Genomic DNA, 24,753 nt, shown 5'->3' on the forward strand with positions numbered 1-24,753 from the left:
GACCGCTAGATTCCCGCGTGCCTTGCGTCGTGCGCATCGCGCGCATCGCGAATGCCGAGCAGGATCTCGTCGAGCAGCGCGATGTCGAACGGCTTCGACAGCACGCGCACATTGACGGCGCGCGTGCGGTCGAGCTCCTCCGCATAGCCCGTCACGAGGATGACGGGCAGTTTTTCCGGACGCCGTCCGATCGCTTCCGCGAGATCGATGCCGTTGAGGCGGCCCGGCATGTGGATGTCGGAGATCACGAGGTCGAAGCGCTCGTGCGGCGACGCGTTTTCGACCAGCTGCAGTGCGTCGTCGGCGGACGCCGCGTAGGTTACGCGGTGTCCGAGCAGCGTGAGCAGCGCCTCCGTGCCGGCGGCGACTTCGCTGTTGTCCTCGACGAGCAGCACGTGCAGGCCTGCCGGCGGGCTCGCGTCGTGCGCATGTGCGGCGGCAAGCACCGGCCGCGCGGCCAGGTCCTGCGCGCTCGCGCGCGGCAGATAGAGGCGCACCGACGTGCCCGCGCCCACCGCGCTGTCGATCGTCGCGAGGCCGCCCGAGCGCTCGCAGAACGCGAACACCTGCGGCAGCCCGAGCCCCGTGCCCATCCCTTGCGTCTTCGTCGTAAACAGCGGCTCGAATGCGCGCGCGAGCACGTCGGGCGCCATCCCGGAGCCCGTGTCGTCGAGCGAGATCTGCACGAAATCGCCGGTCAGCGGAAATCCGTCCTCGCGGCGGAACGTCACGTTGCGCGCGCCGACGGTGAAGCGGCCGCCGGCCGGCATCGCGTCGCGCGCGTTGACGGCGAGGTTGATGACCGCGAGCTCGAGTTCGGCCACGTCCACGCGGATCGGCCACACGCCGGGCTCGATCGCGACGATCAGCGACGACTTCGAGCCGAGCGACGTCTTCAGCAGTTCGCGGCAGGTGCCGATCCAGTAACCGACGTCGATCGTCTCGTTGTGCAGCGGCTGCTTGCGCGCGACGCCGAGCAGCTGGCGCGTCAGCGACTGCCCGTTCTTCAGCGCCCGCTCGATCGCGCCGAGCTCGGTGTCGAGATGCTGGACGCCGCGACGCCGCACGATCTGCACGTTGCTCGAGATGATCATCAGCAGGTTGTTGAAGTCGTGCGCGACGCTGCCGACGAGGTTGCCGAGGGCCTGCATCTTGCGCGACTGCCGGTAGGCGGATTCGATCGAGCGCCGCATCGACGCTTCGGCCTGCCAGCGGTCCCACGCTTCCTCTTCCGCCTTGAGCCGCTTGAGCGACAGCCAGATCACGCACCACAGCGCGAACGACGGCACGAACATCGACACGAACAGCACGCTCAGGTGCTCGTACCATTCCTTCCAGATGGCCGCGGTCCGGTACGCGCACGATACGTACACCGGATAGCTGCCGACCTGCCGGTACGCGATGATCTCGCTGCCCGCGTCGTGGCGCACGCGCACGACGCCCGCGCGAGGATCGGTCCGCTCGCCGTCCGGCAGCATCACCTCGTTGGACAGCGCGGCGGCCGGCAGCGGCGGATATGACGCGATCACGGCGCCGTCGGTCCGGGTGAGCGCCATCGTCATCGGCGTGTTCGAGCCGCCGAGCAGGTCGCGGTAGAACGCGTTGAAATACGACGACTTCAGCGCGATCGACACCATGCCGGCGAACGATCCGTCGCTGTAGCGTCGCGCGACGCCCGTATTGAACACGGGGATGTTCTCGAGCTTCAGCGGCCCCATCATCAGCCGCGAGATGTGTTCGATGACCTTGCCGTCGCGGATGCCGACGAAGTCGTCGCGGTTCGCGATCGACGCATACGGCGCCGGGTAGTAGAGGCTGTTCGCGAGCAGCATCCCGCTCGCGCCGAAGATCGACACGGCCGCGACCTGCGGATAGCCGCCGCCGATCGTATTGAGCGCTTCGTGGATGTCGGATTCGTGCCTGCGCACCGTCGCATCGTCCATGTCCTGGACGAGATCGACGATTCGCGCATCGAGCGTTTCGCTCAGGTCGAACACCTTGAGCGCGTGCTCCTCGGCGACGCGCACGGTGCGCATCGTCACGTCGCTCGCGGCGGCCTCGCGCGCCTTCAGGTCGTTGTATGCCATGACCGTCACGTAGAGGCACGGCAGCACGATCGCGGCGATCAGCAGCACGATCAGCGTCACGCGGCGCACCGCGAAATCGTGTTCGGGCGCGCCGGACGCGTAGGTCGCGTCGTCCTGCCAATCGTCGGCGGGAGCGTGGTCGCGGGAATCGGCGGGCCGGTCGGACGTCATGGGCGGGAAAATCGGACGTGAAAGGGTGAAGCGCAGGTGCCTGCCATCATAAACGAGTTGCGCCGGCCCCCTCGCCGCGCGCGGCCCGCGCAACCCTGACGGTTCCTACAGGATGCAATTGTCAGATTGAAAACGCGACGAATCCGGAAGCGCAAACGTACACAAAGAAAAATTTTGCGTGCTTATCTTGAAAATGGTCGCACCTGTTTTCGGAATGCCGCCGGATCGGATCGATTCTGTTCGAAACGGTGAATATGGCGAGTTGCACCGCCTCGGTTTTACTCAGAGAATCGCGCCTTGCTTTCCCTGACAGATACGCGCCCGCCGACGGCTGCGCGCGGCCCGCGACGCATGCGAATGCGCGGCGGCGCCCGCCGTCCGTCCGGCAGGATGCCTGCGCCGGTTCGCGCGAGGCCTCAAGAAGCGCGCAGCGCGGTCGTTAACGCGAGAGAGACCATTCCGCATACCGCTCTGCCCGCCATGCCCTTGCCGATTGTGATTGCCGACGATTCACTGCTCGCCCGCAAGTTGTTGACGAAGGCCTTACCGGGAGACTGGGACGTCGACGTCGCATATGCCGCGAACGGCCGAGAGGCACTGGCGCTCTATCGTGACGGCAAGGCTTCCGTGATGTTTCTCGACCTGACGATGCCCGACATGAGCGGCTATCAGGTGCTGGAAACGTTGCGCCACGAGGATCTGAACACGTTCGTGATCGTGGTATCCGCCGATATCCAGCCGCAGGCGCGCGAGCGCGTGCGCGAGCTGGGTGCGATCGCATTCGTCGCGAAGCCCGTGACGTCGGAGGCGTTGCTGCCCATTCTCAAGGAGTATGGGTTGTATGCCTGACTCGGTGTTCACGGCGGAGCAACGCGACGCGTTGCAGGAAATCGCCAATCTCGCGATGGGCCGCGCCGCTGCGCGGCTCGCGTTGCTGCTCGGACGCTTCATCGAGCTGTCGGTGCCGCGCGTGCGCGTCGTGCACGCGGCCGATGCGGGCAGCGCGCTGCGCGAGATGACGGGCATTCACGAGAACGTGACCGCCGTGCGCCAGGGATTCCGGTCCGACATCAAGGGCGAAGCGCTCGTGCTGTGCCGCAGCGCGGCCGTCGGGCGGCTCGTGTCGCTCGTCGACCGCACGTTCGGCGACGGCGCGTGGGACGCGCATGCGGCGGACGCCCGCGGCGCGGCCGCCGCGCGCGGCGAGATCGCGCGCCACGACGAGCTCGTGTTTGACGTCGCGAACGTGCTGATGGGCGCGTGCGTCGCGTCGATCCTCGACGAGCTCGGCCGCACGCCGGTGTTCTTTCCGCCGGGCCTGCTGGGCGCGAACATGTCGTTCGACGAAGTGTTCCAGCCGACCGTGCTCGCGTGGAGCGTCGCGCTGCTGCTCGAAGTGAACTTCGGGCTCGAGGGCGACGGGTTCCGCGCACATTTCGTGATGCTGATGGCCGAAGATTCGATTCGGCTGATGGGCGACGCGCTCGACGCGTTGCTGTCCGCGCTATGACTGCCGCCACTTCCCCCATTTCCGCCGTTTCCCCCGCCTCGCTGAGCGACCTCGTGATCGAGCGGGTCGGCTTCGGCCTGTTCGTGCTCGATCGCGCGATGAACGTGCTGATGTGGAATCGCTTCATGCAGGACCACAGCGGCATCGCCGCGGCCGACGTGATCGGCCGCAACCTGTTCGACTGCTTTCCGGATCTGCCGCGCGCATGGCTCGCGCGCAAGCTCGACAGCGTGTTCCAGCTCGGCAGCTTCGCATTCAGCTCGTGGGAGCAGCGTCCGTACCTGTTCCGTTTCGAGCACGACCGGCCGATCACGGGCGGCGTCGACTTCATGCAGCAGGACTGTACGTTCATGCCGCTCACGCGCGGGCGTGAAGTCGAGGCCGTGTGCGTGACGATCTCCGATGTCACGCACGTCAGCGTGATGCAGCGCGAGCGCGAGGAGGCGGTCGCGAAGCTGCGCGAGCACGCGAACCGCGACGGCCTGACCGGCATCGCGAACCGCCGTTATTTCGAGGCGCGGCTGAACGACGAATTCGCGCGCTGGCAGCGCTACGGCGGGAAGCTGTCGGTGCTGCTGTTCGACCTCGACCACTTCAAGACGATCAACGATCGGTTCGGCCACGCGGTCGGTGACGCGGTGCTGCGCGAGATGGCGCAGCGCGTCGCGTCGATCGTGCGCGCGCAGGACACGTTTGGCCGCTTCGGCGGCGAGGAATTCGCGTTGCTGCTGCCGTGCACCGATCTCGACGAGGCGATGCAGGTCGCGGAGAAAGTGCGCTGCGCGATCGGCCGCGCGCCGGTCGACGCCGAGGGCATCTGCGTGCCGGTGACGGCGAGCGTCGGCGCCGCGTGCGCGCAGCCGGACGCGCAGACCTGCGAGATTCTCGTCAACGAGGCCGATGCCGCGCTCTATCGCGCGAAGCGGCTCGGCCGCGATCGTTCGGTCGCCTACGCATAGGCGCGGCGGCACGCGTCAACGGCGTGCGGGGGGCGAGGACGTCGCATGCGGCAGGCGGCCGCACGGATGCGCGGCCGCGCGCGTTCACGCTTTCGCGATATCCGCCAGCACGCCGGCCAGCACCGCCGGCTGCGACACGAACGGCGAGTGGCTGCTGTCGAGCTGGTGCACGTGCGTCGGGTTGTCCGGCGTGAAGGCGTCGGCATCGTCGATGAAGCGCTGCTGCAGCGCGGGCAGGATCACGCGGTCCTGCAGACACTTGATGTAGTGCCGGTCGATCGCGCCCCAGCGCGCGGCGGTCGTCGGGATCGCGGTGGCGAACGGCGCGGCCGGCACGTCGCAGCTCATCAGGTTCGCGATCGCCTCGTATTCCGCCTGCGACACGTCGTCGAACAGCGCGCGCTTGGCCGTCGTGCGATACGCGGCGTCGTCGCTGCGCGGATCCATGCGCAGCGCACCGGCGGCGCGCGGGCTCGCGAGCATCAGCTGGCCGAGCATCTCGCCCTGGTTCTCCGGCGCGCGCACGTAGTCGAGGCCCGGCACGCCCGACGCGGGCATGAACGCGGCGAGATAGACGATCTTCGCGATCTTCTCGGGCATCCGTTCGGCGGCCGCGGTGATCGCGATGCCGCCCATGCTGTGGCCGACCAGGACGACCTTGCCGTGGCCGAGCGCATACGCGTCGTCGACGGCCTGCATCACCTGCGTCGCATAGTCGTCGAGCGTCGTGTTCGCAACCGGCGACGGCTCGGTGGCGAACGCCTCCTTGTCGAGCGGACGCTTGAAGTACGACGCGGGAAAGCGCGCGAGGATTCCGTGTGCGGGCAGGTCGCGTGCGATCGACAGGTGGCCGCGCGCGGCGAGCGCTGCCTCGACGTGCGCGTAGCACCACGCGCCTTGCCAGGCACCATGCACGAGCACGAAAACGGGGTGGGCGGACTGCGGGGATGCGGGCGAGGCGGCTGTCACGTGCGTCTCCATCGGTTTCGGTGAATGTGTTTTTCGGACAAAGCGTCATCTTAGACGAACCCGTGCGGGCTCAAGCGGCGGCCGGCGAACGCACGCGGACAATCGAATGCGCATGGCGCGGCGGCGCGCGGCAATATGACCCTCAATGTGTCGCGCAGGCCACATTTCGTTCTGATCTGATTTAAATTCGCATCGGATCGCGTTAATTTGATGCTTTAGCCCGATTGCGCTCCATGAACGTCGACTATCTTTTCTTCCGGAAACCGGAAAAGTCCGGCCCCTATTCCCTCGACGACCTGGGCGACGTCGCGCCGCCGATCGGCGCAAGCGCCGCGGTGCGCGACGGCATCACGCGGGTGTTCGAGCAGATCGACTGGCAGGAGTCCGCCGACGTGCCCGGCGCGTGGTTCGGCACGGGCGGTCCCGTGTTCCAGTTCACCGCGGACCCGGACGGCCGCGTGACGAGCTTCATGGGCTCGCGGCTCGAGCGGCGCGCGATGCTGCTGCTGACGCGTGAAATGGGGCTGATCGCGCTCGACCTGCAGCGCGACGTTGTTTACGGCTAGGCGCGGGCGGCCGGGTGCAGCCGGCCGCACGTGGTTGGCCGCCCCTCGCCGGCCACCCCCATCCGCCCGCCGAGCGGGCTTCGAGCGGCCCCGGGCGCCGCCGCGCGGCGCGGCAGGCATCCCGCCATCGACCTTCAAAGATTGCTATACTTTCGCCCAATTCCGGCTTCCGGCCGGTAATTTGTGCCTGTCTGCGTCGAACGTTCGCACATCTCGCACGTACTTGACGCCTTTACCATCCCAGCCGGGCATGGCTTCTTCAATCGCCCCGCGTGGGCGTCTCCGTGGAGCTCGTCTTGGCCGTTTCCAATCTCGTCGTGGACGAACAAGAAACCGACGCCGCTGCCGTCACATCGGGCAGTTCTTTTTATCTCGCGATGCGCATCCTGCCGGCTGCGCAACGCGACGCGATGTTCCAGGTGTATGCGTTCTGCCGCGCGGTCGACGACATCGCCGACAGCGACCTGCCGCGCGCCGAGCGCGCCGCCGGTCTCGCGCGCTGGCGCGCGGACATCGACGCGTGCTTCGCCGGCCAGCCGCCGCGCCATCTCGCTGCGCTCACGCGCGAGATCCGCACGTTCGACCTGCAGCGCGACGATTTCCACGCGATGATCGACGGGATGGCGATGGACGCCGCCGAAGACATCTGCGCGCCCGACGAGCCGACGCTCGACCTCTATTGCGATCGCGTCGCGAGCGCGGCCGGTCGTCTGTCGGTGAGGATTTTCGGGATGCCGGAGGCGGAAGGGATCAAGCTGTCGCACCATCTCGGCCGCGCGCTGCAGCTGACCAACATCCTGCGCGACATCGACGAGGACGCGACGATCAACCGCTGCTACCTGCCGCGCGAGCTGCTCGCGCGCGAAGGCATCGCGATCACCGATCCGGCGACGATCGCACGCGAGCCGGCGCTGCCGCGCGTGTGCGCGACGCTGGTCGCGCGCGCGCTCGAGCACTTCCGGCAGGCGGACGCCGTGATGGACACCTGCGCGCGTGCGCAGGTCAAGGCGCCGCGCATCATGTCGGGCGCGTACCGATGCATTCTGGAAGCCGCGGTCGCCCGCGGCTTCGACGCGCCGCGCGCGCCGATCCGCAAGCCGAAGGCGCGCATGCTGATGATCGCCGCGCGTTACGCGCTGTTCTGAGCCGATGCCGAGAACCGTCCATGTGGTCGGGGCAGGACTCGCGGGCCTGTCGGCCGCCGTCGAGCTGCAACGCCGCGGGCGCCGCATCGTGCTGCACGACGCGCATGCGCAGGCGGGCGGGCGTTGCCGCTCGTGGTTCGACGGCACGCTGAACGCGACGATCGACAGCGGGCTGCATCAGGTGTTTGCAGGGCAGCCGGCGACGCAGCGCTACCTGCGCGCGATCGGCGCGGCCGACCAGCTGGCCGGGCCGTCGTTGCCTGAATTTCCGGTCGTCGACGTGTCGTCGCAGCAGCGCTGGACGCTGCGCTTCGGCAGCAGCGGCTGGCCGTCGTGGCTGTTCGACGCCGCGTCGCGGGCGCCCGGCACGACGCCGCTCGATTACCTGTCGCTCGCGCCGCTTGCGTTCGCGCGCACGGGCCGCTCACTCGCACAGACGATGCGGTGCGACGGCGTGCTGTGGGATCGTTGGCTGCGGTCGTTTTTCCTCGGCGCGCTGAATGTCGAGCCGCGCCATGCGACGGCCGAACTCGCGCGTGCGGCGGTGTGCGGCGCGTTCGCCGCGGGCGGGCCGGCGTGCCGCCCGCTCGTCGCGCGTCACGGGCTCGGCAGCGCGTTCGTCGATCCCGCGCTGCGGATGCTCCAGCATGGCGGCGCGACGATCCGGCTGCGCTCGCGTCTCGACGCGTTCGAATTCGGCGCGCACGGCAATGCCGTCGACGCGCTGGTGATCGACGGCGAGCGCGTCGATCTCGCGCCGGGTGACGCGGTCGTGCTGGCGGTGCCACCCGATGCCGCGCAGCCGCTCGTGCCCGACCTGACCGCGCCGGATACGTACAGCGCGGTCGTCACTGCGTATTTCGCGGCAGAACCGCCGCCGGGCTGCCCCGTCGGCACGACGATCGTGAACGGCGCCGTCGACGCGGTGCGGGCAGGCGGCGGCCTGCTCGCGGCGACGATCCGCGATGCAGGCCGCTGGCTCGACCAGCCGCGCGAGACGCTCGCGCAGACGATCTGGCAGGACGTCGCGCGCGTGACGGGCGCCCCCGCGGACATCCTGCCCCCGTGGCAGCTCGTCGTCGAGCCGCGTGCGGGTTTTGCGGCGGTGCCGTCGCAGGAAATGAAACGTCCGGCCGCGCGTACGCGCTGGACCAATCTCGTGCTTGCGGGCGACTGGATTGCCACCGGTTTGCCCGCAACGATCGAGGGCGCGATCCGCTCCGGCCAGAAGGCCGCGGACGTGCTCCAGACACAATAAGAGAGGGACCGATGAACGATCTCACCGATATGCCGACCCTGACCGCCGCCACCGTGCCGGCCGGCCTCGACGACGCTGTCGCCCGTGCGACCGACGCGTTGCTGGCCGCACAGAACGCGGACGGACACTGGGTTTACGAACTCGAAGCGGATTCGACGATTCCCGCCGAATACATCCTGCTCGTCCACTACCTCGGCGAGACGCCGAATCTCGAGCTCGAACAGAAGATCGCCCGCTATCTGCGCCGCGTCCAGCAGCCGGACGGCGGCTGGACGCTGTTCACCGACGGCGCGCCGAACATCAGCGCGAGCGTGAAGGCGTACTTCGCGCTGAAGGTGATCGGCGACGACGAGAACGCCGAGCACATGCAGCGTGCGCGCAAGGCGATCCATGCAATGGGCGGCGCCGAGATGTCGAACGTGTTCACGCGCATCCAGCTCGCGCTGTACGGCGCGATTCCGTGGCGCGCGGTGCCGATGATGCCGGTCGAGATCATGCTGCTGCCGCAGTGGTTCCCGTTCCACCTGTCGAAGGTGTCGTACTGGGCGCGCACCGTGATCGTGCCGCTGCTCGTGCTGAACGCGAAGCGGCCGATCGCGAAGAACCCGCGCGGCGTGCGCATCGACGAGCTGTTCATCGATCCGCCCGTCAACGCGGGGCTGCTGCCGCGCCAGGGGCACCAGAGCGCGGGCTGGTTCGCGTTCTTCCGTGTGGTCGACCACGCGCTGCGCGCGGTCGACGGGCTGTTCCCGAGCTACACGCGCGAACGCGCGATCCGGCAGGCCGTCGCATTCGTCGACGAGCGCCTGAACGGCGAGGACGGCCTCGGCGCGATCTATCCGGCGATGGCCAACGCGGTGATGATGTACGACGTGCTCGGCTATCCTGAAGATCATCCGAACCGCGCGATCGCGCGCAAGTCGCTCGAGAAGCTGCTCGTCGTGAAGGATGACGAAGCGTATTGCCAGCCGTGCCTGTCGCCGGTGTGGGATACGTCGCTCGCCGCGCACGCGCTGCTCGAGACGGAAGATCCGCGCGCCGAGGAAGCCGTGGTGCGCGGCCTCGAATGGCTGCGTCCGCTGCAGATCCTCGACGTGCGCGGCGACTGGATCTCGCGCCGTCCGAACGTGCGGCCGGGCGGCTGGGCGTTCCAGTACGCGAACCCGCATTACCCGGACGTCGACGATACGGCCGTGGTCGTGATGGCGATGGACCGCGTCGAGAAGCTCAGGAATTCGGACGCGTATCGCGAGTCGATCTCGCGCGCGCGCGAATGGGTCGTCGGCATGCAGAGCAGCGACGGCGGCTGGGGTGCGTTCGAGCCGGAAAACACGCAATACTACCTGAACAACATCCCGTTCTCCGATCACGGCGCGCTGCTCGATCCGCCGACGGCGGACGTGTCGGGCCGCTGCCTGTCGATGCTGTCGCAGCTCGGCGAGACGGCCGCGAACAGCGACGCCGCGCGTCGCTCGCTCGACTACATGCTGAAGGAGCAGGAGCCGGACGGCAGCTGGTACGGCCGCTGGGGGATGAACTACGTGTACGGCACGTGGACGGCGCTGGTCTCGCTGAACGCGGCCGGCCTCGGCCCCGAGGATCCGCGCGTGAAGCGCGGCGCGCAGTGGCTGCTGTCGATCCAGAACAAGGACGGCGGCTGGGGCGAGGACGGCGACAGCTACAAGCTCAACTATCGCGGCTACGAGCAGGCGCCGAGCACGTCGTCGCAGACGGCGTGGGCGCTGCTCGGCCTGATGGCGGCCGGCGAGGTGAACAACCCGGCGGTCGCGCGCGGTGTCGCGTACCTGATCGCCGAGCAGAACGAACAAGGCCTGTGGGACGAGACGCGCTTCACCGCGACCGGCTTCCCGCGCGTGTTCTACCTGCGCTACCACGGCTATCGCAAGTTCTTCCCGCTGTGGGCGATTGCGCGCTACCGCAACCTGAAGCGCGACAACGCGACGCGCGTGACGGTGGGGATGTAACGCGTGGCGGCGTCGACGCACAACGGCATGCTGCCCGTCATCGCGGTGACGGGGATGGCGTTCGAGGCGCGCATCGCGCGCGGCGACGGCGTCGAGGCCGTATTCGCCGCGCGTGCCGACCGTCTCGAGCGCGCGCTGACGGAAGCGACCGCGCGCGGCTGCGCCGGCATCGTCAGCTTCGGCACCGCGGGCGGGCTCGCGCCCGATCTGGCGCCGGGCGCGCTCGTGATCGCCGACGCGATCGACGGGCCGTTCGGGCGCGTGCAGACCGACGTCGCGTGGAGCGCGCGGCTCGTCGCCGCGCTGCACGACACGCCGGTCTGGCCGCGCGTGAAGCGCGGCGTGATGGCGGCCGTCGGCGCGCCGGTCGTGAGCGAAGAAGACAAGGCTTCGCTGTATCGCGCGAAGGGCGCGCAGGCCGTCGACATGGAGTCGCACATCGCGGCCGCGTTCGCGGCGGCGCGCGGCGTGCCGTTCGCGGTGTGCCGCGCGATCGTCGATCCCGCGTGGCGCACGCTGCCGCGCGCGGCGACGGCCGGGCTGCGCGACGACGGCAGCACGGCGATCCTGCCGATCCTGCGCGAACTCATCAAGCAACCTTCCCAACTCGGCCCGCTGCTGCAGGTCGCAGGCGATGCGCGCGCGGCGCGCACGACGCTGATCCAGGCGCGGCATGCATTCGGGCGCGCGGGCGCGCTGCGGATCGTCTGAGCGGGCGTTTCCGCTTTCTTCCCCCTCCCTTCGAATGAACGGTGTCCGCCGTGACGGCGGCGCGCGCCTCGACGCGTGACGGCTGCAGCGCATCGGCTACGGCGGGCCGCGTCGGGCAGTAGCGCGGAAAATCGCGCCGACCATTCACACTACCCGAACCGGCACTTCATGAATGGCGTTGTTGCCGTAACCTAGCCGGTTCCAATCGGCGCGCTCGGGTTGAGTGCGGCCGGCAAGATCGGTGGCCCGCGCACGCAGCGTGACGACGCCCGGCTCATGGGCCGAGGTGATCAGCTCCCACCACTGCCAGCTGTAGTGCGAGCGCGCGCCGACAAGATGCGCGTCCTGCCAGTTTCCGCCGCCCACGCTAATTTCCACGCGCGCAATCGGAGCGGCGCCGGACCAGGCCACGCCGCGAACGGCCAGTTCACCGCGCCGGACCTCCTGCTCCGACGCCGGCTCGGTGATCAAGGCTCGCACCCGTTGCAGCGTGACCGGTTCGCGGACGATCTGGTTCTCGCGCTCCCATTCATACCAATACTTGTCGGCCTGGTAATACCCGGCGAACGCTTGGTCGACGAGTTCGATTTCGGCAAGCCATTTGACCGACGCCACCGCATACCAGCCAGGAACGACCAGGCGTACGGGGTAGCCGTGCTGTATCGGCAGCCGCTCGCCGTTCATCGCGTAGGCCAACAGCAAGTCGGGATCGCGAGCATGATCGAGCCGAAGACTGCGCTCGAAGCGGATCCTTTCCGGGCGGTCCTCCACCGTTCCGCCGTCCGCGCCTCGGAACACCACCTCCGTCGCACCCGTGCGAACGCCAGCCCGGTCCAGAACTTCCGCCAGCGGCACACCGGTCCACTCTGCAGTGCTGACGGCACCTACGTCCCATTTCTCGCCCTCGATGGCGGGATGGAATTTCGTGCGACCGTTACCGGCGCACTCGAGGGTAACGATATGCGTCTGCGACGGCATGTTCTGTAGGTCGCGCAAGCTGAGGCTCAGCGCTCGTTCAACGAGGCCGCCAACGGTGAGCCGGAAGGCGGCCGGGTCGAGGACGGGGATCTGGAAGTGATTGCGGACATAAAAATGCGCGTTCGGCATGATCACGCCGCCGATCAGCGCGGATATCGACGTCTCGCAATTGAGCGGATGGGCGCGATGGACGATCAGGCCGGCGTCAATCGCATTCTGGCAGGCTTCGTCGGGATCCATCGCCGGCATGAACTCGCTCAGGGGCATCGGTGCGCTGCAGCCGCCGCAGGCGACCACCCGCGCGCACGTCGAGGCGGGATAGATGTCCACGCTGCCGACCATCTGGAACGGCTTCATGAATTCGTGAAGGTGGTCCTCATCTTCCGCTTCCACGATGAGGTACAACGTGTGTTCACGCTGCGCGACCGCCTCGCCCCGAATTTCCACACCGTGCAGTCTGACGTTTGGACGGCTCAGATGATTCAACAGCATGGCCCCCATATAGGGGTCCCGGGCTGGGCAGCGCTCGGCAGCGTGCTGATGCCGCACCACGAACAGTGCCATGGCCGCCTCCTTGGACGTCGGTCCGATTAGCTTACTCCGAATAAGTTTTCGGCAAAGCACGCATGCGATGGGGTGAACACCTCAAGTTCGCCGCAGAGGCAGGGCCCGGCGATTTCATTGATGTACCCCCGTTCGTACCTCATCAAGAGATCAACGCGAGTAAGACTGAGGTGCTCAGTTGCGTTGTGGTCCGTAGCGGTCAGGAACCGATAGTCGTCAACCTGGACATCGAGCCCGCCGAGCCGCCGGAAGATGTCTATTGGGTCGATCCGATTCATCCGCATCCCTAAGTGCGGTTACCGGTTTCTGCGGTCAGTTCCCGCATGGTTTTCCGGGACGCTATGGTCAACCGACTGTTGGTCGAGCGACTCTTCCTCCTGACTTCCATAAGGTCAGGCGTCAGGTTTCGCAATCGCTCTCCAAGGCTCCCCGGTTTCCGGCGATGAACCAAAAAAAAGCGCTGCAAAGAGCAGCGCTGGTGGTCGCCTTCCGGCTATTGCCGCGTTACGGCGTTACGGCGTTACGGCGTTGCGGGATTGCTTGCAGGCGCGGCAGGCGTGCTCGCCGGCATCGCGTTGTCCGCACCCGGATCGGCGTATTGCGGCAGCCCGGGCGTGGCCGGTGCGTTGGCCGCCCCGCCCGACTCGCCCGGATCCTCATAGCTCGGCAGCCCGGGCGCCGCCGGCGTGTTCGCGGGCTTGCCGCCCGGCGCCGCTTCACCGCCCGGCTGGCCACCCGAATTGCCGCCCGAGTCGCCCGGCTCGTTGTAGTTCGGCAGCGCGCCCGGCGCGGCCTCGCTCTTGTAGGTCAGCGACTTGCGCTGCTGCAGGTAAGCGTCGCGCACGAACGAGTACGGATCGAGCGCGGCCTGCTTCAGCAGGTCGGTCGCACCGAGCAGGTCCGACCGCGCGCTGATGAACTGCGCGATGTACATCGGGTTGCGCGCGGCCGGCTCGATGTAGTTGAGCAGGTTGAAGCGCACGTCGACCGCGCGGCCGACGCCGTCGCGGAACGTGCTCGGCCCGAACACCGGCAGCACGAGATACGGGCCGGACGGCATGCCCCAGCGCGCGAGCGTGAGCCCGAAATCCTGGTGATGCTTCGGCAGGCCGGCAGGTGTCGCGATGTCGATCAGGCCGCCGACGCCGAACAGCGAGTTCATCGCGACCCGCATCAGGTCTTCCGTCGCATCGGTGATGCGCAGCTGCAGCAGGTTGTTCGCGATGTTGCCGATGTCGCCGAGGTTCGAGAAGAAGTTGCTGATCGCCGTGCGCACCGGCGTCGGCGTGACCTTCTGGTAGCCCTTCGCGATCGGCACCGCGATGTGCGTGTCGACGGTGTCGTTGAACTTGTAGACCGCACGGTTCATCGGCTCGAGCGGGTCGGCCGGATTGCGGTCGGGGCCGGTCGCACAGCCGCTCAGCATCGCGCCCGCGGCGACGGTCGCCGCAATGATTCGCACCTTATTCATTGATTTCCTGCAATTGGTTCGTCGCGCGCTTCACGCGCGGTTTGCCCATGAGTACCGGCTGGAACACCACGGCCCCGATCACCGTGCACGTCAGCGCCAGCGCGAGCAGCTTGCCCATGCTGGACGTACCCGGGTGATGCGACAGCCACAGGCTGCCGAATGCGGTTGCCGTCGTCGCGGCGCTGAACAGCACGGCATGCGTGAGGCTCGAATGCAGCAGGCCCGTTTGCCCCGCGCGCCACGCCATCACGAAATACACCTTGAACGCGACGCCGACCCCGAGCATCAGCGGCAGCGCGATGATGTTCGCGAAGTTGAGCGGCATGCCGATCAACACGCAGAGCTCGAGCGTGACGACGCCCGACACGAGCAGCGGCACCAGCGTGCGCAGCACGTCGCCGAAACGGCGCAGCGTGATCCACAGCAGGATCGTGATCGACACGATCGACCACAGCGCCGCATGCAGGAACGCATCGATGATCGTGTCGGCCGAATGCAGGATCGAGATCGGCCCGCCGATCGCGCCCGGCTCGGCGGCCTTCACGGCCGTCGCGAAGCGGCGCAGCATCGTGTCGTCGTTCGGATCGACGCCCTTCGGCACCTTCGGCGAGATCTGCACGAGCGCGTGGCCGTCCGGCGCGACCCAGTCGCGCATTAGCGGCGCCGGCAGCGTGTCGCGCGTGATGTCCTGCGGCTGCAGCAGCGTCGCGAGCTGGTTGAGCGCGATGCGCAGCGTGTCGGAGAACGCGCGCTCCGCGCGGTCGCGGGTTGCAGCATCGGCGGCCGCGAGCTTCGCGAGCGATGCGGACAGATGCTGCGCGGCGGCGGCGCCCGGGCCCGGGTGATCCTCGGCCGCGTAGCTCAGCAGGTCGGACACCCGCTTGAGCGCGGCGACGCGCTGCGCGTCGGCCACGGGCGGCGCGGCGGGCTGGGTCAGCGCGGGCAGCAGCTCGCTCGCGGCGGCGGCGATCGACGCGCGCTTTGCCGGCTGGTCGGCCGGGATGAACGTCGACAGCGTCGTCGTACGGCCGACTTCCGGCAGCGCGTCGAGGCGCTTCGCGGCCGCGTCGGCCTCGGCGAGCGATGGCGCGAGCAGCGTGACGTCGTTGACCGATGCCTCGGGCGAATCCTTCAGCGCGAGCAGCGTCGCCATCGATTCGCTGTGCGGATCCTTCAGGTGCAGCGGGTTGAAGTCGAAGCGCAGGAACGCGAGCAGCGGCAGCGCGCCGATCACGACCGCGAGCGTGCCGATCAGGATCGGCTTGCGGTGCCTGTCGAGAAAATCGTCGACCGGCGCGAGGGCCGGGAAGCCAGGCGTCTTCGATTCGCCCGGCGGCGCGAACAGCCTCAGCAGCGCCGGCAGCAGCGTGAGTGTGCTCAGCAGCGCGACGAACATGCCGACGCCGGCGATCAGCCCTAGCTCGGACACGCCGCGATACGCGGTCGGGATGAACGAGAAGAAGCTCGCTGCAACCGCCGCGGTCGCGAGCGTGAGCGGCATGCCCATCGAGTGTGCGGCGCCGATCAGCGCGTGATCGATGCGCGGATCGCGAAAGCGCTCCTCGCGGTACTTCACGCCGTACTGGATCGAGAAGTCGACGCCGAGCCCGACGAACAGCACCATGAACGCGACCGAGATCATGTTCAGCGAGCCGACCATCATCAGGCCGAGCGCCGCGGTCACCACGAGGCCGACGAACAGCGTGACGAGCGTCGAGCAGATCATCCGCTTCGAGCGCAGCGCGAGCCACAGGATGCCGAGCACGACGAGCAGCGTCAGCGCGCCGTTGACCGCCGCGCCGTCCTCGACCGATGCGAATTCGTCATCGGCGAGCGGCTGCTCGCCGGTCAGGCGCACGACCGCGCCGTAGCGCTTCTCGAGATCGAGCGCGCGCGCGGTGTCGCGGATCGTCTCGCTCGTTTCCGCGCCGGCCTTCAGCGCGCCGTAGTTGACGACAGGCTGCACCGTCACGAACGCGCGCGCGGGCTGACGCGCCGCGTCGCTGTCGACGAGCGCGCGCCACGAGAACGCGGCCGGCTTGCCGGCGAGCACGTCGTCGACGGTCGCGGCGCTGCGCGCCAGCAGCTTGGCCATCCCCGGCAGCTTCACCTGGCCGGTCAGCAGCGGCTGGCCGAGCGTCGTCGACAGCGTGGTCGCGAGCCCGGTCAGGCTCGGATTCTTCGCGAGCTCGTTGACGAGCGGGCGCGCACTCGCGAGCTGCGACGTCGTATCAGCGACTTCCTGCGGCGACAGGAACAGCAGCCCGTTGTGTTCGAAGAACGGGCCGCCGCCCGGCTCGGCGACCTGGCCGATGCGGCCGGCGTCGGCCTGCTTCTGCAGTGCGCCCGTCAGCGCATGGGCGGCGGCTGTCGCGAATTCGGGCGCGGGCGCCTCGACGACCGCGAGGATCGTGCCGTTACGTTGCGGGAATGCGCTGTCGGTCGCCTGGCCGAGCGCGGCCCATTGCGGTTCGGCGTCGACGAGCTTGCTGATGTCCGTGTTGATCTTGAAATGACCGGCAACATAGACGGCACTCAGGGCGGCAATGATCAGCGACAGCACGACGACCGCGATCGGGCGTCGCACCGACCATGCAACGAGTCGAATGATGAAGGAAGTCACCATGTGGCGGTGGGGTGGGGCTGGAAAAGGCAAAGTAGCCAAGTATACCGGCGCAACGTGGCGGCGGTCGTTACGTTGCGGTGTTCCGGGGCCGGAAGGAGATTTGTCAGGCAGAGGGGGAATCTGGCCCTCAGGCCGGCGCGGCGGGCCTCGCAGGGCGGCGGACGTTGATATAAGTGTGTGCTTACATGAATTGGCGTCGCCGCAGGCGCGGGCTGTGACAATCGCGCGCCAAAGGTAACAGTCGGTCACCGCACGGCAGCCGGGCGTCAGGCCCGCTATACTTCCGTCGACCGGGCGGCGTGCCGCGCCGGCCGTCTTTCCCTACCGAGTGCGATATCCGTATGAAACGTCATCTGTTTGCTTTCCTCGCTGCCGCCACCGTGTCGATTTCCGCGTTCGCGCAAAGCGCGCCGGTCGATATCGTCCGCAATGCGGTCGAGGGCACCGTCACTGCGATGAAGGCGGATCCTGCCGCGCGTGCCGGCGACATGGCCAAGGTCACGCAGGTCGTCGAGCAGCGCTTCCTGCCGGCGACGAATTTCGAGCGCACGACCCGCATCGCCGTCGGCGACGCGTGGAAGCAGGCGAGCCCGCAACAGCAGCAGGAGCTGTACAAGCAGTTCAAGCTGCTGATGACGCGCACCTATGCCGCATCGCTCGCGCAGCTCGGCAGCCAGGACGCGAAGTTCTCGTTCAAGGCGGGCAGCGCGTCGGGCACGGATGCGCTCGTGCAGTCGACGGTGACGACACCGGGCGACAGCCAGTCGGTCGGCTACCGGCTCGGCAAGGTCGGCAACGACTGGAAGATCTACGACATCGACATGTCGGGCGCGTGGCTGATCCAGGTCTACCAGGGCCAGTTCAAGACCCAGCTCGCGTCGGGTGGCATCGACGGGCTGATCGCGTTCCTGCAGAAGCACAACGCGCGGACGAACTGAGCCGCGCATTGACGCGGGATGAAGGGCACGAAGGGCGCGAGATTCGCGCCCTTCTTCGTTTTGGGGCTTCGTGGCGAAGGTTCGATGCGCCGAGCGGCAATTCACGCTGCGCCGCTTCTTCCATCGCGCGGCCCGATTCATGCCAGCTCTCCCCCTCACCTCCGCCGATGCTCGACCGCGAACTTGATCAGCTCGGCCTGCCCGTCGATGTCGAGCTTGCGCTTCAGGTTGAGCCGGTGCGTTTCGACCGTGCGCACCGACAGCCCCGTCTGCTGCGCGATCTGCTTGCTCGACAGGCCTTGCGCGAGCGTGTCGAGGATGTCGCGTTCGCGCGGCGTCAGGCGATCGAGCGGCGACGCCGTCGCGTGCGCGTGGATCATCCGCGCGGCGAGGCCTTCGCTGAAGAACGTGTGGCCCGCGAGCACCGCGCCGATCGCGCGGACGATCTCGCTCGCCGGCGAATCCTTCAGCAGGTAGCCGCTCGCGCCCGCGCGCACGGCCTGTGTCACGTATTCGACGTTGTCGTGCATCGACAGCATCAGCACGCGGATCCCGGGATGGCGTTCGTGGAAGATGCCCGCGAGCGCGATGCCGTTCATCCCGTTCATGCCGACGTCCATCAGCGCGAGATCGGGCTCGAGCGTCTCGGCGAGCGCGAGCGCCTCGTCGGCATTGCCGGCTTCGCCGACGACCGACAGGTCCGCGGCTTCGAGCCGCATCCGCAGCCCGTCGCGCACGAGCGGGTGGTCGTCGACGAGCAGCAGGCGGGCGACGGGCTGGAAGGTGTTGTCAGGGGCGCTCATGGGCGAAGGGTCTCCTGGATGATTCGAGGGCGGCGCGCGCTCACGCCGGCGATGTCAGCGGCACGCGTGCGGCCACCACGGTGTGGCCGACCTGCGATGTGATCGACAGCGTGCCGCCGAGCGCGTCGAGGCGTTCGCGCATGTTGCGCAGGCCGATGCCGCGGCGTGCGTCGGCCTGCGAGCGTTCGGCGTCGAAGCCGCAGCCGTTGTCGGCGATGGTCAGCGTGACTGCATGCGCGCCGAGGTCGAGCGTGACGGCGGCGCGTGACGCATGTGCGTGATGCACGATGTTGCTGAGCGCTTCCTGCGCGATCCGGAACAGCGCGGTGTTGACGGCGGCGGGCAGCGGCTGCGTGCCGCTGTGCGCGACCTGCGTGTAGCCGATGTCGATGCCGCTCTCCGTGCCGAGTTCGCGCACGAGCTGGTCGAGCGCGGCCGCGAGGCCGAGATCGTCGAGCATCGACGGACGCAGCGCGTGCGAGATGCGCCGCACTTCACGCAGCGTGTCGCCGAGCCGCACGACGCCGGACGCGAGCGCCTGCTCGGCCGCCGGCACGCGCGTCGCGCCGCGCTCGAAGCGCGCGAGCGCCGATTCGAGCATCAGCTTCGCGGACACCATCATCTGGCTGATCCCATCGTGCAGCTCGCGCGACAGCCGCGCGCGTTCCTGTTCCTGCGATTCGACGACGCGCTGCGCGAGCTGCTTGAGCTTCGCATCCGCGCTGCGCGATTCGCTGACGTTCAGCACCAGCGCGCAAACGGCGATCGCCGCCGCGCCCGCCAGCGCGATCGCGGTGAGCCAGCTCATCGTGCGCTCGATGTTCGCCGACGCGCGCGCGTCGACGCGCTGCAATGCGTTGTCGACGTCGTCGAGATAGATGCCGGTGCCGATCATCCAGCCCCAGCGCTCGAGTGCGACGACATAGCCGAGCTTCGGCGCCGGGCGCCCCGTCGACGGGCGCTGCCAGATGTAGCGCACGTAGCCGCCACCGTGCGACGCGGCGGCGATCAGCTGCTGGATCGTCAGGCCGCCTTGCGCGTCGCGCATCGACCAGAAGTTGTGGCCGACCCGCTCGGGCTCGCGCGGATGCATCAGCGCGTTGCCGTGCAGGTCGTAGACGAAGAAGTAGCCGTCGGGGCCGAAATCCATTTTCTGCAGCACCGCGAGCGCCTGCGTGTGCAGCAGCGCGTCGTCGCGCCCGTTGCGGCCGCTCGCTTCGTAAAGCGGCATGATCGCGCTCGTCGCGAGTTCGACGTAATGCTTGAGCTCGACTTCCTTGCTCGACAGGTACGCGGCCTCGATCGTCGCGTGCTGCGTGCGCGCGAGCGCCGTCGCCTGCTGGCGCACTCCGATGCCGATGCCGGCGATCGCGAGGAGAAACGGCACGATGGCCAGAAGGAAGATCTTTGCCTTGAGTTTCATGACGGTAGGGACCGGCCAAGCGGCAGATCCGGGCCAGGACGCCGGCGACCGGTGCCGCATGCGCAGCGCGGCCGCGCTGCGAGCCGGTATTGTCGGCGATTTTGCGGGCGCGCGGCGGTGGGGGCGGCGCGCCCGTCGTGCGCGCCGTCAGGCGAGCCGGCGCGCGAAACGCGTGTCGGCCTGCACGACCACCTTGTTCCTGCCGTTCGCCTTCGCGCGGTACAGCGCTTCGTCGGCAACTTTCAGCGCGGCCTGGACGCCGCCGTCCCATTCGGGGAAGCAGGTCGTCACGCCGATGCTGGCGGTCAGCCGGCCGAATTCGCTCGCGGCGTGCTTGATCCCGAGCTCGTGGATGCTCGTGCGGATCGTCTCGGCGATCGCCAGCGCGCCGTCCGGGCCGACGTCCGGCAGGATCACGACGAACTCCTCGCCGCCGTAGCGCGCCGCGTAATCGGCCGGGCGGCGCAGGCACCCGGCGAGACAGCGTCCGACCGCCGCGAGCGCATCGTCGCCCGCCTGGTGCCCTTGCGTGTCGTTGTAGCGCTTGAAGTGGTCGACGTCGACGAACAGCAGCGACAGCGCATGCTGCGAGCGCGCGGCGCGGCGCCATTCGCGCTCGAGCGTGTCGTCGAGCATGCGGCGGTTGTCGAGGCCCGTGAGGCCGTCGGTGCGCGCGAGCGCCTGCAGTTCGGTTTCCGCGCGGTGGCGCTTGCGCAGCTGCACGTCGAGCAGCATCGACAGCGCGAGGAAGCCGAGCGTGAGGAGTGCCATCGCCGAGCCGACCGGGATCGCGCGGTCGTACCAGGCCGCGTAGATGTTCGATTCGGCCTCGGCGACCATGATGATGAGCGGCAGGTGATCGAGGTGCCGGAACACGTACAGGCGCCGCACGCCGTCGATCGACGCGGTGTCGGAGAAGCTGCCTTCGCTGGCGGCCATGAAGCGCTTGAACGTGCTCGCCTTGCTGATGTCCCGGCCGATGATCGCCGGATCGTACGGCTGGCGCATCAGCATCAGCCCGTTCGTCTCGATCAGCGACATCGAGCCGCGCTCGCCGAGCGCAAGGCGCCCGAACAGGTCATGGAAATATTCGAGCCGGATCGACATCACGGCGACGCCGCCGAACGAGCCGTCGGGCCGCGAGATGCGGCGGCTGAGCGCGACGCTCGGCGAGCCGTCGCGCAGCTTGGAGAAGTAAGGATCGCTGATGTACAGGCCGACGTCCGGACGGTCGCGATGCACGGTGAAGTACTTCCGGGTGCTGAAATTGCCCTTGCGCGGCACGTCGGTCGCACCGTCGACCGTGATGTTGCCGTTCTCGTCCATCACGTAGATGCCGCCGAGATAGCGCGCGGTCGTCGCGCGGTCGAACAGCACCTGGCGGCGCAGCCGCATCGGCAGCTTGGCCACGTCGGGCTGGTTTTCGCCCTCGACGACGGCCTGCAGCGACAGCGAATAGATCTCGATGTTGCGCTCGATGTCCCACGCGGCCATCAGTGCGAGGTTCTGCAGCGTCGTGCGAGCGCGCTCGCGCGCGTCGATACGGCCCTGGTAGAGCAGGATCCCGCACAGCATCAGCAGGACAAGCGCGATCAGCAGTGCTGAATAGAAGATCAGGTGGGGAGCGAACAGCCGGCGCAGGTGAGCGGCAGCGCGGCTCGTCAGGCCGGGCTCGCTGGACGCTGCGTAGTCGGTTTCTGCCATGGTCCAAAGATCGGTGGGCATCGCCGCACCACGCGAAGGGCGCAGCGGGTCGATGCGATTGTTCGTATGACGATATTGGCGGCGATCCGGTACGGCCGTTCATGCCGGATGACGGGCAGGCCCGCGGCGGGCGCCGAAGTCATCCTGTTGGTTGTCCCCTCCAGTGACGGAGAAATATCCGCTGATAATCGGCAGCGCGCACAGATGAAAATCGCGTAATCACCGCTGGCATCGGACACGATTCCGGACGCGATTCGATTCGCGCGCGCGCATCGGACGCAGTATAACGCGCGCACTTGCGGAAGCGATAAATGTTGAGAATCGTTACGGCGAATCAAATTACGTTTGATTCCAACGAACGCGAATATCGAATCGAGCCTTGCCCTGTAAGCGTTTTCGGGGATACGTCGACGATATTCCGACGCGTCGGTCGATTGAATCGAACAGTCGTTCGCCGTGGCGAGTCAGGGATAAACCGGATGCGAACCCGTATCTTTCGGCACGCACTGATTATCGGGATCAATCGGGATCAACCGGGCGCAATCGACAGCAATCGTCATACCTGGCGGATATAAAAAGGGCGGCCATTATGGCCGCCCGTATCGACTCAGACGCGCACGGACCGACACGGACACAGGCGGGGGCGAACCCGCCTGCGCCGGTGCCGGTCAGCCGGCGCGCTGGCGGGCCTTGAACGCGAGCCGGAACTGGTGCAGCAGTGGCTCGGTATAGCCGCTCGGCTGCGCGGTGCCCTGCAGCGTCAGCGCACACGCGGCCTTGAATGCGTACGACGAATCGAAGTCGGGCGCCATCGGCCGATAGTTCGCGTCGCCGGCGTTCTGCTGGTCGACGACGCGCGCCATCCGCTTGAACACGCCGAGCACGAAGTCCTCGGTGACCACGCCGTGGCGCAGCCAGTTCGCGATGTGCTGGCTCGAGATGCGCAGCGTCGCGCGGTCTTCCATCAGGCCGACGTTGTTGACGTCGGGCACCTTCGAGCAGCCGACGCCCTGTTCGACCCAGCGCACGACGTAGCCGAGGATCCCCTGCGCATTGTTCTCGACCTCGCGCAGGATCTCCTCCTCGCTCCATTCGGCGCGCTCGACGACCGGGATCGTCAGCAGCCGTTCGAGCAGCGCGTCGCGCTCGCTCGCGTACGCGATCTTCTCGAGTTCCTGCTGGACGGCCTGCACGTCGACGAGGTGATAGTGCAGCGCATGCAGCGTCGCCGCGGTCGGCGACGGCACCCACGCGGTGTTCGCGCCGGCGCGCGGATGCGCGATCTTCTGCTCGAGCATCGCGTGCATCAGGTCGGGCATCGCCCACATGCCCTTGCCGATCTGCGCGCGGCCGCGCAGGCCCGCGGCGAGGCCGGCGAGCACGTTGTTGCGCTCGTACGCGGTGATCCACTCGGACGTCTTCATGTCGCCCTTGCGGATCATCGGGCCCGCTTCCATCGACGAATGCATCTCGTCGCCGGTGCGGTCGAGGAAGCCCGTGTTGATGAACGCGACGCGCGCTGCGGTCGCCGCGATGCACGCGGACAGGTTCACGCTGGTGCGGCGCTCCTCGTCCATGATGCCCATCTTCAGCGTGTTGCGCGGCAGTCCGTACAGATCCTCGACGCGCGCGAACAGCGTGTCGGAGAACGCGACTTCGGCCGGGCCGTGCATCTTCGGCTTCACGATGTAGATCGAGCCCGTGCGCGAGTTGCGCTTCGACTTCAGGTCGTGAAGCGCGCACAGCGTCGTGACGACGCCGTCGAGGATGCCTTCCGGCACCTCGTTGCCGTCGCGGTCGAGCACCGCGCCGTTCGTCATCAGGTGGCCGACGTTGCGGATGAACAGCAGCGAGCGGCCGTGCAGCGTCAGCGTGCCGCCGGCGGGCGTCGTGTAGTCGCGGTCGGCATTCAGGCGGCGCGTGAAGGTCTTGCCGCCCTTCGACATTTCTTCGACGAGCGTGCCCTGCATCAGGCCCAGCCAGTTGCGGTAGAGCTGCACCTTGTCGTCGGCGTCGACCGCCGCGACCGAATCCTCGCAGTCGATGATCGTGCTGACCGCCGCTTCGAGCACGACGTCCTTCACGTTCGCGAGATCGGCGCGGCCGATCGGCGTCGACGCGTCGATCTGGATCTCGATGTGCAGGCCGTTGTGCTTCAGCAGGATCGCGGACGGCGCGTCGGCCGCGCCCTGGTAGCCGGCGAACTGCGCGGGCTGCGCGAGCGCGGTGACGCCCGCGTTCGTGTCGACGGCAAGCTGGCCGTCCTGTACGCGGTAGCGCAGCGCGTCGCGGTGCGAGCCGCGCGCGAGCGGCGCCGCGTTGTCGAGCACGCCGCGCGCATAGTCGATCACGTGCTGGCCGCGCGTCGGGTTGTAGGTCGCCGTGCGTTCGGCGCCGTTGTCTTCGGGCAGCGCGTCGGTGCCGTACAGCGCGTCGTACAGGCTGCCCCAGCGTGCGTTCGCGGCGTTCAGCGCGTAGCGCGCATTCGACAGCGGCACGACGAGCTGCGGGCCGGCCTGCTCGGCGATCTCGCTGTCGACGTTCGCGGTGGCGGCTGCAACGGTCGCGGGCGCGGGCGCCAGATAGCCGATCTGTTCGAGGAACGCGCGGTAGTTGGCGCGGTAGGCGGCAAGGTCGCGCACCGGGCCGGGGTGCGCGCGGTGCCACGCGTCGAGTTCCTGTTGCAGGCGGTCGCGTTCCGCGAGCAGTTCGCGGTTGCGCGGCGCGAGGTCGTGCACCAGGGCCGAGAAGCCGCGCCAGAACGCGGCCTTGTCGATGCCGGTGCCCGGCAGCGCTTCGTTTTCGATGAACTGGCTCAGCGCTGGCGCGACTTGCAGTCCGTCTTGGTCGATCATCGTGAATCCTCCCGGGGAAAGATGGGGCGC

The 24,753-nt window shown here is 68.1% G+C and carries 18 protein-coding genes and 1 pseudogene; 10 read left to right on the forward strand and 9 right to left on the reverse strand.

What is annotated here, in order from left to right; translation table 11 throughout:
• Positions 1-5: 5 nt before the first annotated feature.
• Positions 6-2,258 carry a response regulator gene (locus ACV229_RS06995; protein ID WP_448082389.1) on the reverse strand — a complete coding sequence of 751 codons (2,253 nt, stop codon included), beginning with the start codon at positions 2,256-2,258 and terminating at the stop codon, positions 6-8.
• Between the two features lie 480 nt (positions 2,259-2,738).
• Here ACV229_RS06995 and ACV229_RS07000 point away from each other — a divergent pair, with 480 nt between their 5' ends.
• The 3 genes from ACV229_RS07000 to ACV229_RS07010 are packed head-to-tail and all read left to right on the forward strand — an operon-like array spanning position 2,739 to position 4,727.
• A complete protein-coding gene (locus ACV229_RS07000) occupies positions 2,739-3,107 on the forward strand; it encodes a response regulator (protein WP_205791111.1) in 369 nt (122 codons plus the stop codon).
• On the forward strand, positions 3,100-3,768 hold the full coding sequence (locus tag ACV229_RS07005; RefSeq protein ID WP_448082390.1) for a chemotaxis protein CheC: 669 nt from the start codon (positions 3,100-3,102) through the stop codon (positions 3,766-3,768). The genes ACV229_RS07000 and ACV229_RS07005 overlap by 8 nt, the downstream gene beginning before the upstream one ends.
• Positions 3,765-4,727, forward strand: coding sequence for a GGDEF domain-containing protein (locus ACV229_RS07010; RefSeq protein WP_448082391.1), 963 nt, complete (start codon positions 3,765-3,767; stop codon positions 4,725-4,727). Before ACV229_RS07005 ends, ACV229_RS07010 begins: the two co-directional genes overlap by 4 nt.
• An 84-nt stretch (positions 4,728-4,811) precedes the next feature.
• Here ACV229_RS07010 and ACV229_RS07015 read toward each other — a convergent pair whose 3' ends face one another.
• A complete protein-coding gene (locus tag ACV229_RS07015; RefSeq protein ID WP_448082392.1) occupies positions 4,812-5,708 on the reverse strand; it encodes an alpha/beta fold hydrolase in 897 nt (298 codons plus the stop codon).
• Positions 5,709-5,929: 221 nt separating this feature from the next.
• On the opposite strand from ACV229_RS07015, the gene ACV229_RS07020 reads away from it, so the two are divergent.
• The 5 genes from ACV229_RS07020 to ACV229_RS07040 all read left to right on the forward strand — a co-directional run bounded on the left by ACV229_RS07020 (position 5,930) and on the right by ACV229_RS07040 (position 11,361).
• Positions 5,930-6,262, forward strand: coding sequence for a hypothetical protein (locus ACV229_RS07020; protein ID WP_448082393.1), 333 nt, complete (start codon positions 5,930-5,932; stop codon positions 6,260-6,262).
• 296 nt (positions 6,263-6,558) lie between these two features.
• On the forward strand, positions 6,559-7,407 hold the full coding sequence (gene hpnD / locus ACV229_RS07025) for a presqualene diphosphate synthase HpnD (RefSeq protein ID WP_448082394.1): 849 nt from the start codon (positions 6,559-6,561) through the stop codon (positions 7,405-7,407).
• A gap of 4 nt (positions 7,408-7,411) precedes the next feature.
• Positions 7,412-8,665, forward strand: a complete 1,254-nt coding sequence (gene hpnE, locus ACV229_RS07030) for a hydroxysqualene dehydroxylase HpnE (protein ID WP_448082395.1) — start codon at positions 7,412-7,414, stop codon at positions 8,663-8,665.
• 11 nt (positions 8,666-8,676) lie between these two features.
• Positions 8,677-10,650, forward strand: coding sequence for a squalene--hopene cyclase (gene shc, locus ACV229_RS07035; RefSeq protein WP_448082396.1), 1,974 nt, complete (start codon positions 8,677-8,679; stop codon positions 10,648-10,650).
• A gap of 3 nt (positions 10,651-10,653) precedes the next feature.
• A complete protein-coding gene (locus tag ACV229_RS07040; protein ID WP_448082397.1) occupies positions 10,654-11,361 on the forward strand; it encodes a phosphorylase in 708 nt (235 codons plus the stop codon).
• Between the two features lie 144 nt (positions 11,362-11,505).
• Here the strand turns inward: ACV229_RS07040 and ACV229_RS07045 are convergent, their stop codons facing one another.
• Entirely contained in the window at positions 11,506-12,903 is a 1,398-nt protein-coding gene (locus ACV229_RS07045; protein WP_448082398.1) for a molybdopterin-dependent oxidoreductase, read from the reverse strand.
• A 44-nt stretch (positions 12,904-12,947) separates the two neighbouring features.
• Here ACV229_RS07045 and ACV229_RS07050 point away from each other — a divergent pair.
• A pseudogene (locus tag ACV229_RS07050) lies at positions 12,948-13,193 on the forward strand (cupin domain-containing protein); the annotation flags it as partial.
• A gap of 230 nt (positions 13,194-13,423) precedes the next feature.
• Here ACV229_RS07050 and ACV229_RS07055 read toward each other — a convergent pair.
• Entirely contained in the window at positions 13,424-14,374 is a 951-nt protein-coding gene (locus tag ACV229_RS07055) for an MlaA family lipoprotein (RefSeq protein ID WP_448082399.1), read from the reverse strand.
• A complete protein-coding gene (gene hpnN, locus ACV229_RS07060; protein WP_448082400.1) occupies positions 14,367-17,000 on the reverse strand; it encodes a hopanoid transporter HpnN in 2,634 nt (877 codons plus the stop codon). Before hpnN ends, ACV229_RS07055 begins: the two co-directional genes overlap by 8 nt.
• Positions 17,001-17,341: 341 nt before the next feature.
• Here hpnN and ACV229_RS07065 point away from each other — a divergent pair, with 341 nt between their 5' ends.
• Entirely contained in the window at positions 17,342-17,938 is a 597-nt protein-coding gene (locus ACV229_RS07065; protein ID WP_448082401.1) for an MlaC/ttg2D family ABC transporter substrate-binding protein, read from the forward strand.
• Between the two features lie 155 nt (positions 17,939-18,093).
• Here the strand turns inward: ACV229_RS07065 and ACV229_RS07070 are convergent, their stop codons facing one another.
• The 4 genes from ACV229_RS07070 to ACV229_RS07085 form a co-directional block, all read right to left on the reverse strand.
• The gene (locus ACV229_RS07070; RefSeq protein WP_448082402.1) at positions 18,094-18,741 is read right to left on the reverse strand and encodes a response regulator; all 648 of its coding nucleotides are present in this window, start codon (positions 18,739-18,741) and stop codon (positions 18,094-18,096) included.
• A 40-nt stretch (positions 18,742-18,781) separates the two neighbouring features.
• Entirely contained in the window at positions 18,782-20,164 is a 1,383-nt protein-coding gene (locus tag ACV229_RS07075; RefSeq protein WP_448082403.1) for a cache domain-containing protein, read from the reverse strand.
• Positions 20,165-20,311: 147 nt separating this feature from the next.
• Positions 20,312-21,868: a sensor domain-containing diguanylate cyclase gene (locus ACV229_RS07080; RefSeq protein WP_448082404.1), complete on the reverse strand. Its 1,557-nt coding sequence runs from the start codon at positions 21,866-21,868 to the stop codon at positions 20,312-20,314.
• Between the two features lie 668 nt (positions 21,869-22,536).
• Positions 22,537-24,723: a malate synthase G gene (locus ACV229_RS07085; RefSeq protein WP_448082405.1), complete on the reverse strand. Its 2,187-nt coding sequence runs from the start codon at positions 24,721-24,723 to the stop codon at positions 22,537-22,539.
• Between the last annotated feature and the right edge of the window lie 30 nt (positions 24,724-24,753).

This window comes from Burkholderia sp. MR1-5-21 (genome assembly GCF_053427715.1).

Bases quoted from the DNA above. Each gene is read 5' to 3' on its own strand.
- hpnN (WP_448082400.1), bottom strand. From the start codon at position 17,000: ATGGTGACTTCCTTCATCATTCGACTCGTTGCATGGTCGGTGCGACGC.
- ACV229_RS07000 (WP_205791111.1), top strand. From the start codon at position 2,739: ATGCCCTTGCCGATTGTGATTGCCGACGATTCACTGCTCGCCCGCAAG.
- ACV229_RS07010 (WP_448082391.1), top strand. From the start codon at position 3,765: ATGACTGCCGCCACTTCCCCCATTTCCGCCGTTTCCCCCGCCTCGCTG.
- ACV229_RS07065 (WP_448082401.1), top strand. From the start codon at position 17,342: ATGAAACGTCATCTGTTTGCTTTCCTCGCTGCCGCCACCGTGTCGATT.
- ACV229_RS07015 (WP_448082392.1), bottom strand. From the start codon at position 5,708: ATGGAGACGCACGTGACAGCCGCCTCGCCCGCATCCCCGCAGTCCGCC.
- ACV229_RS07055 (WP_448082399.1), bottom strand. From the start codon at position 14,374: ATGAATAAGGTGCGAATCATTGCGGCGACCGTCGCCGCGGGCGCGATG.
- ACV229_RS07045 (WP_448082398.1), bottom strand. From the start codon at position 12,903: ATGGCACTGTTCGTGGTGCGGCATCAGCACGCTGCCGAGCGCTGCCCA.
- ACV229_RS06995 (WP_448082389.1), bottom strand. From the start codon at position 2,258: ATGACGTCCGACCGGCCCGCCGATTCCCGCGACCACGCTCCCGCCGAC.
- ACV229_RS07020 (WP_448082393.1), top strand. From the start codon at position 5,930: ATGAACGTCGACTATCTTTTCTTCCGGAAACCGGAAAAGTCCGGCCCC.
- shc (WP_448082396.1), top strand. From the start codon at position 8,677: ATGAACGATCTCACCGATATGCCGACCCTGACCGCCGCCACCGTGCCG.
- ACV229_RS07005 (WP_448082390.1), top strand. From the start codon at position 3,100: ATGCCTGACTCGGTGTTCACGGCGGAGCAACGCGACGCGTTGCAGGAA.
- ACV229_RS07085 (WP_448082405.1), bottom strand. From the start codon at position 24,723: ATGATCGACCAAGACGGACTGCAAGTCGCGCCAGCGCTGAGCCAGTTC.
- hpnE (WP_448082395.1), top strand. From the start codon at position 7,412: ATGCCGAGAACCGTCCATGTGGTCGGGGCAGGACTCGCGGGCCTGTCG.
- ACV229_RS07075 (WP_448082403.1), bottom strand. From the start codon at position 20,164: ATGAAACTCAAGGCAAAGATCTTCCTTCTGGCCATCGTGCCGTTTCTC.
- ACV229_RS07080 (WP_448082404.1), bottom strand. From the start codon at position 21,868: ATGGCAGAAACCGACTACGCAGCGTCCAGCGAGCCCGGCCTGACGAGC.
- ACV229_RS07070 (WP_448082402.1), bottom strand. From the start codon at position 18,741: ATGAGCGCCCCTGACAACACCTTCCAGCCCGTCGCCCGCCTGCTGCTC.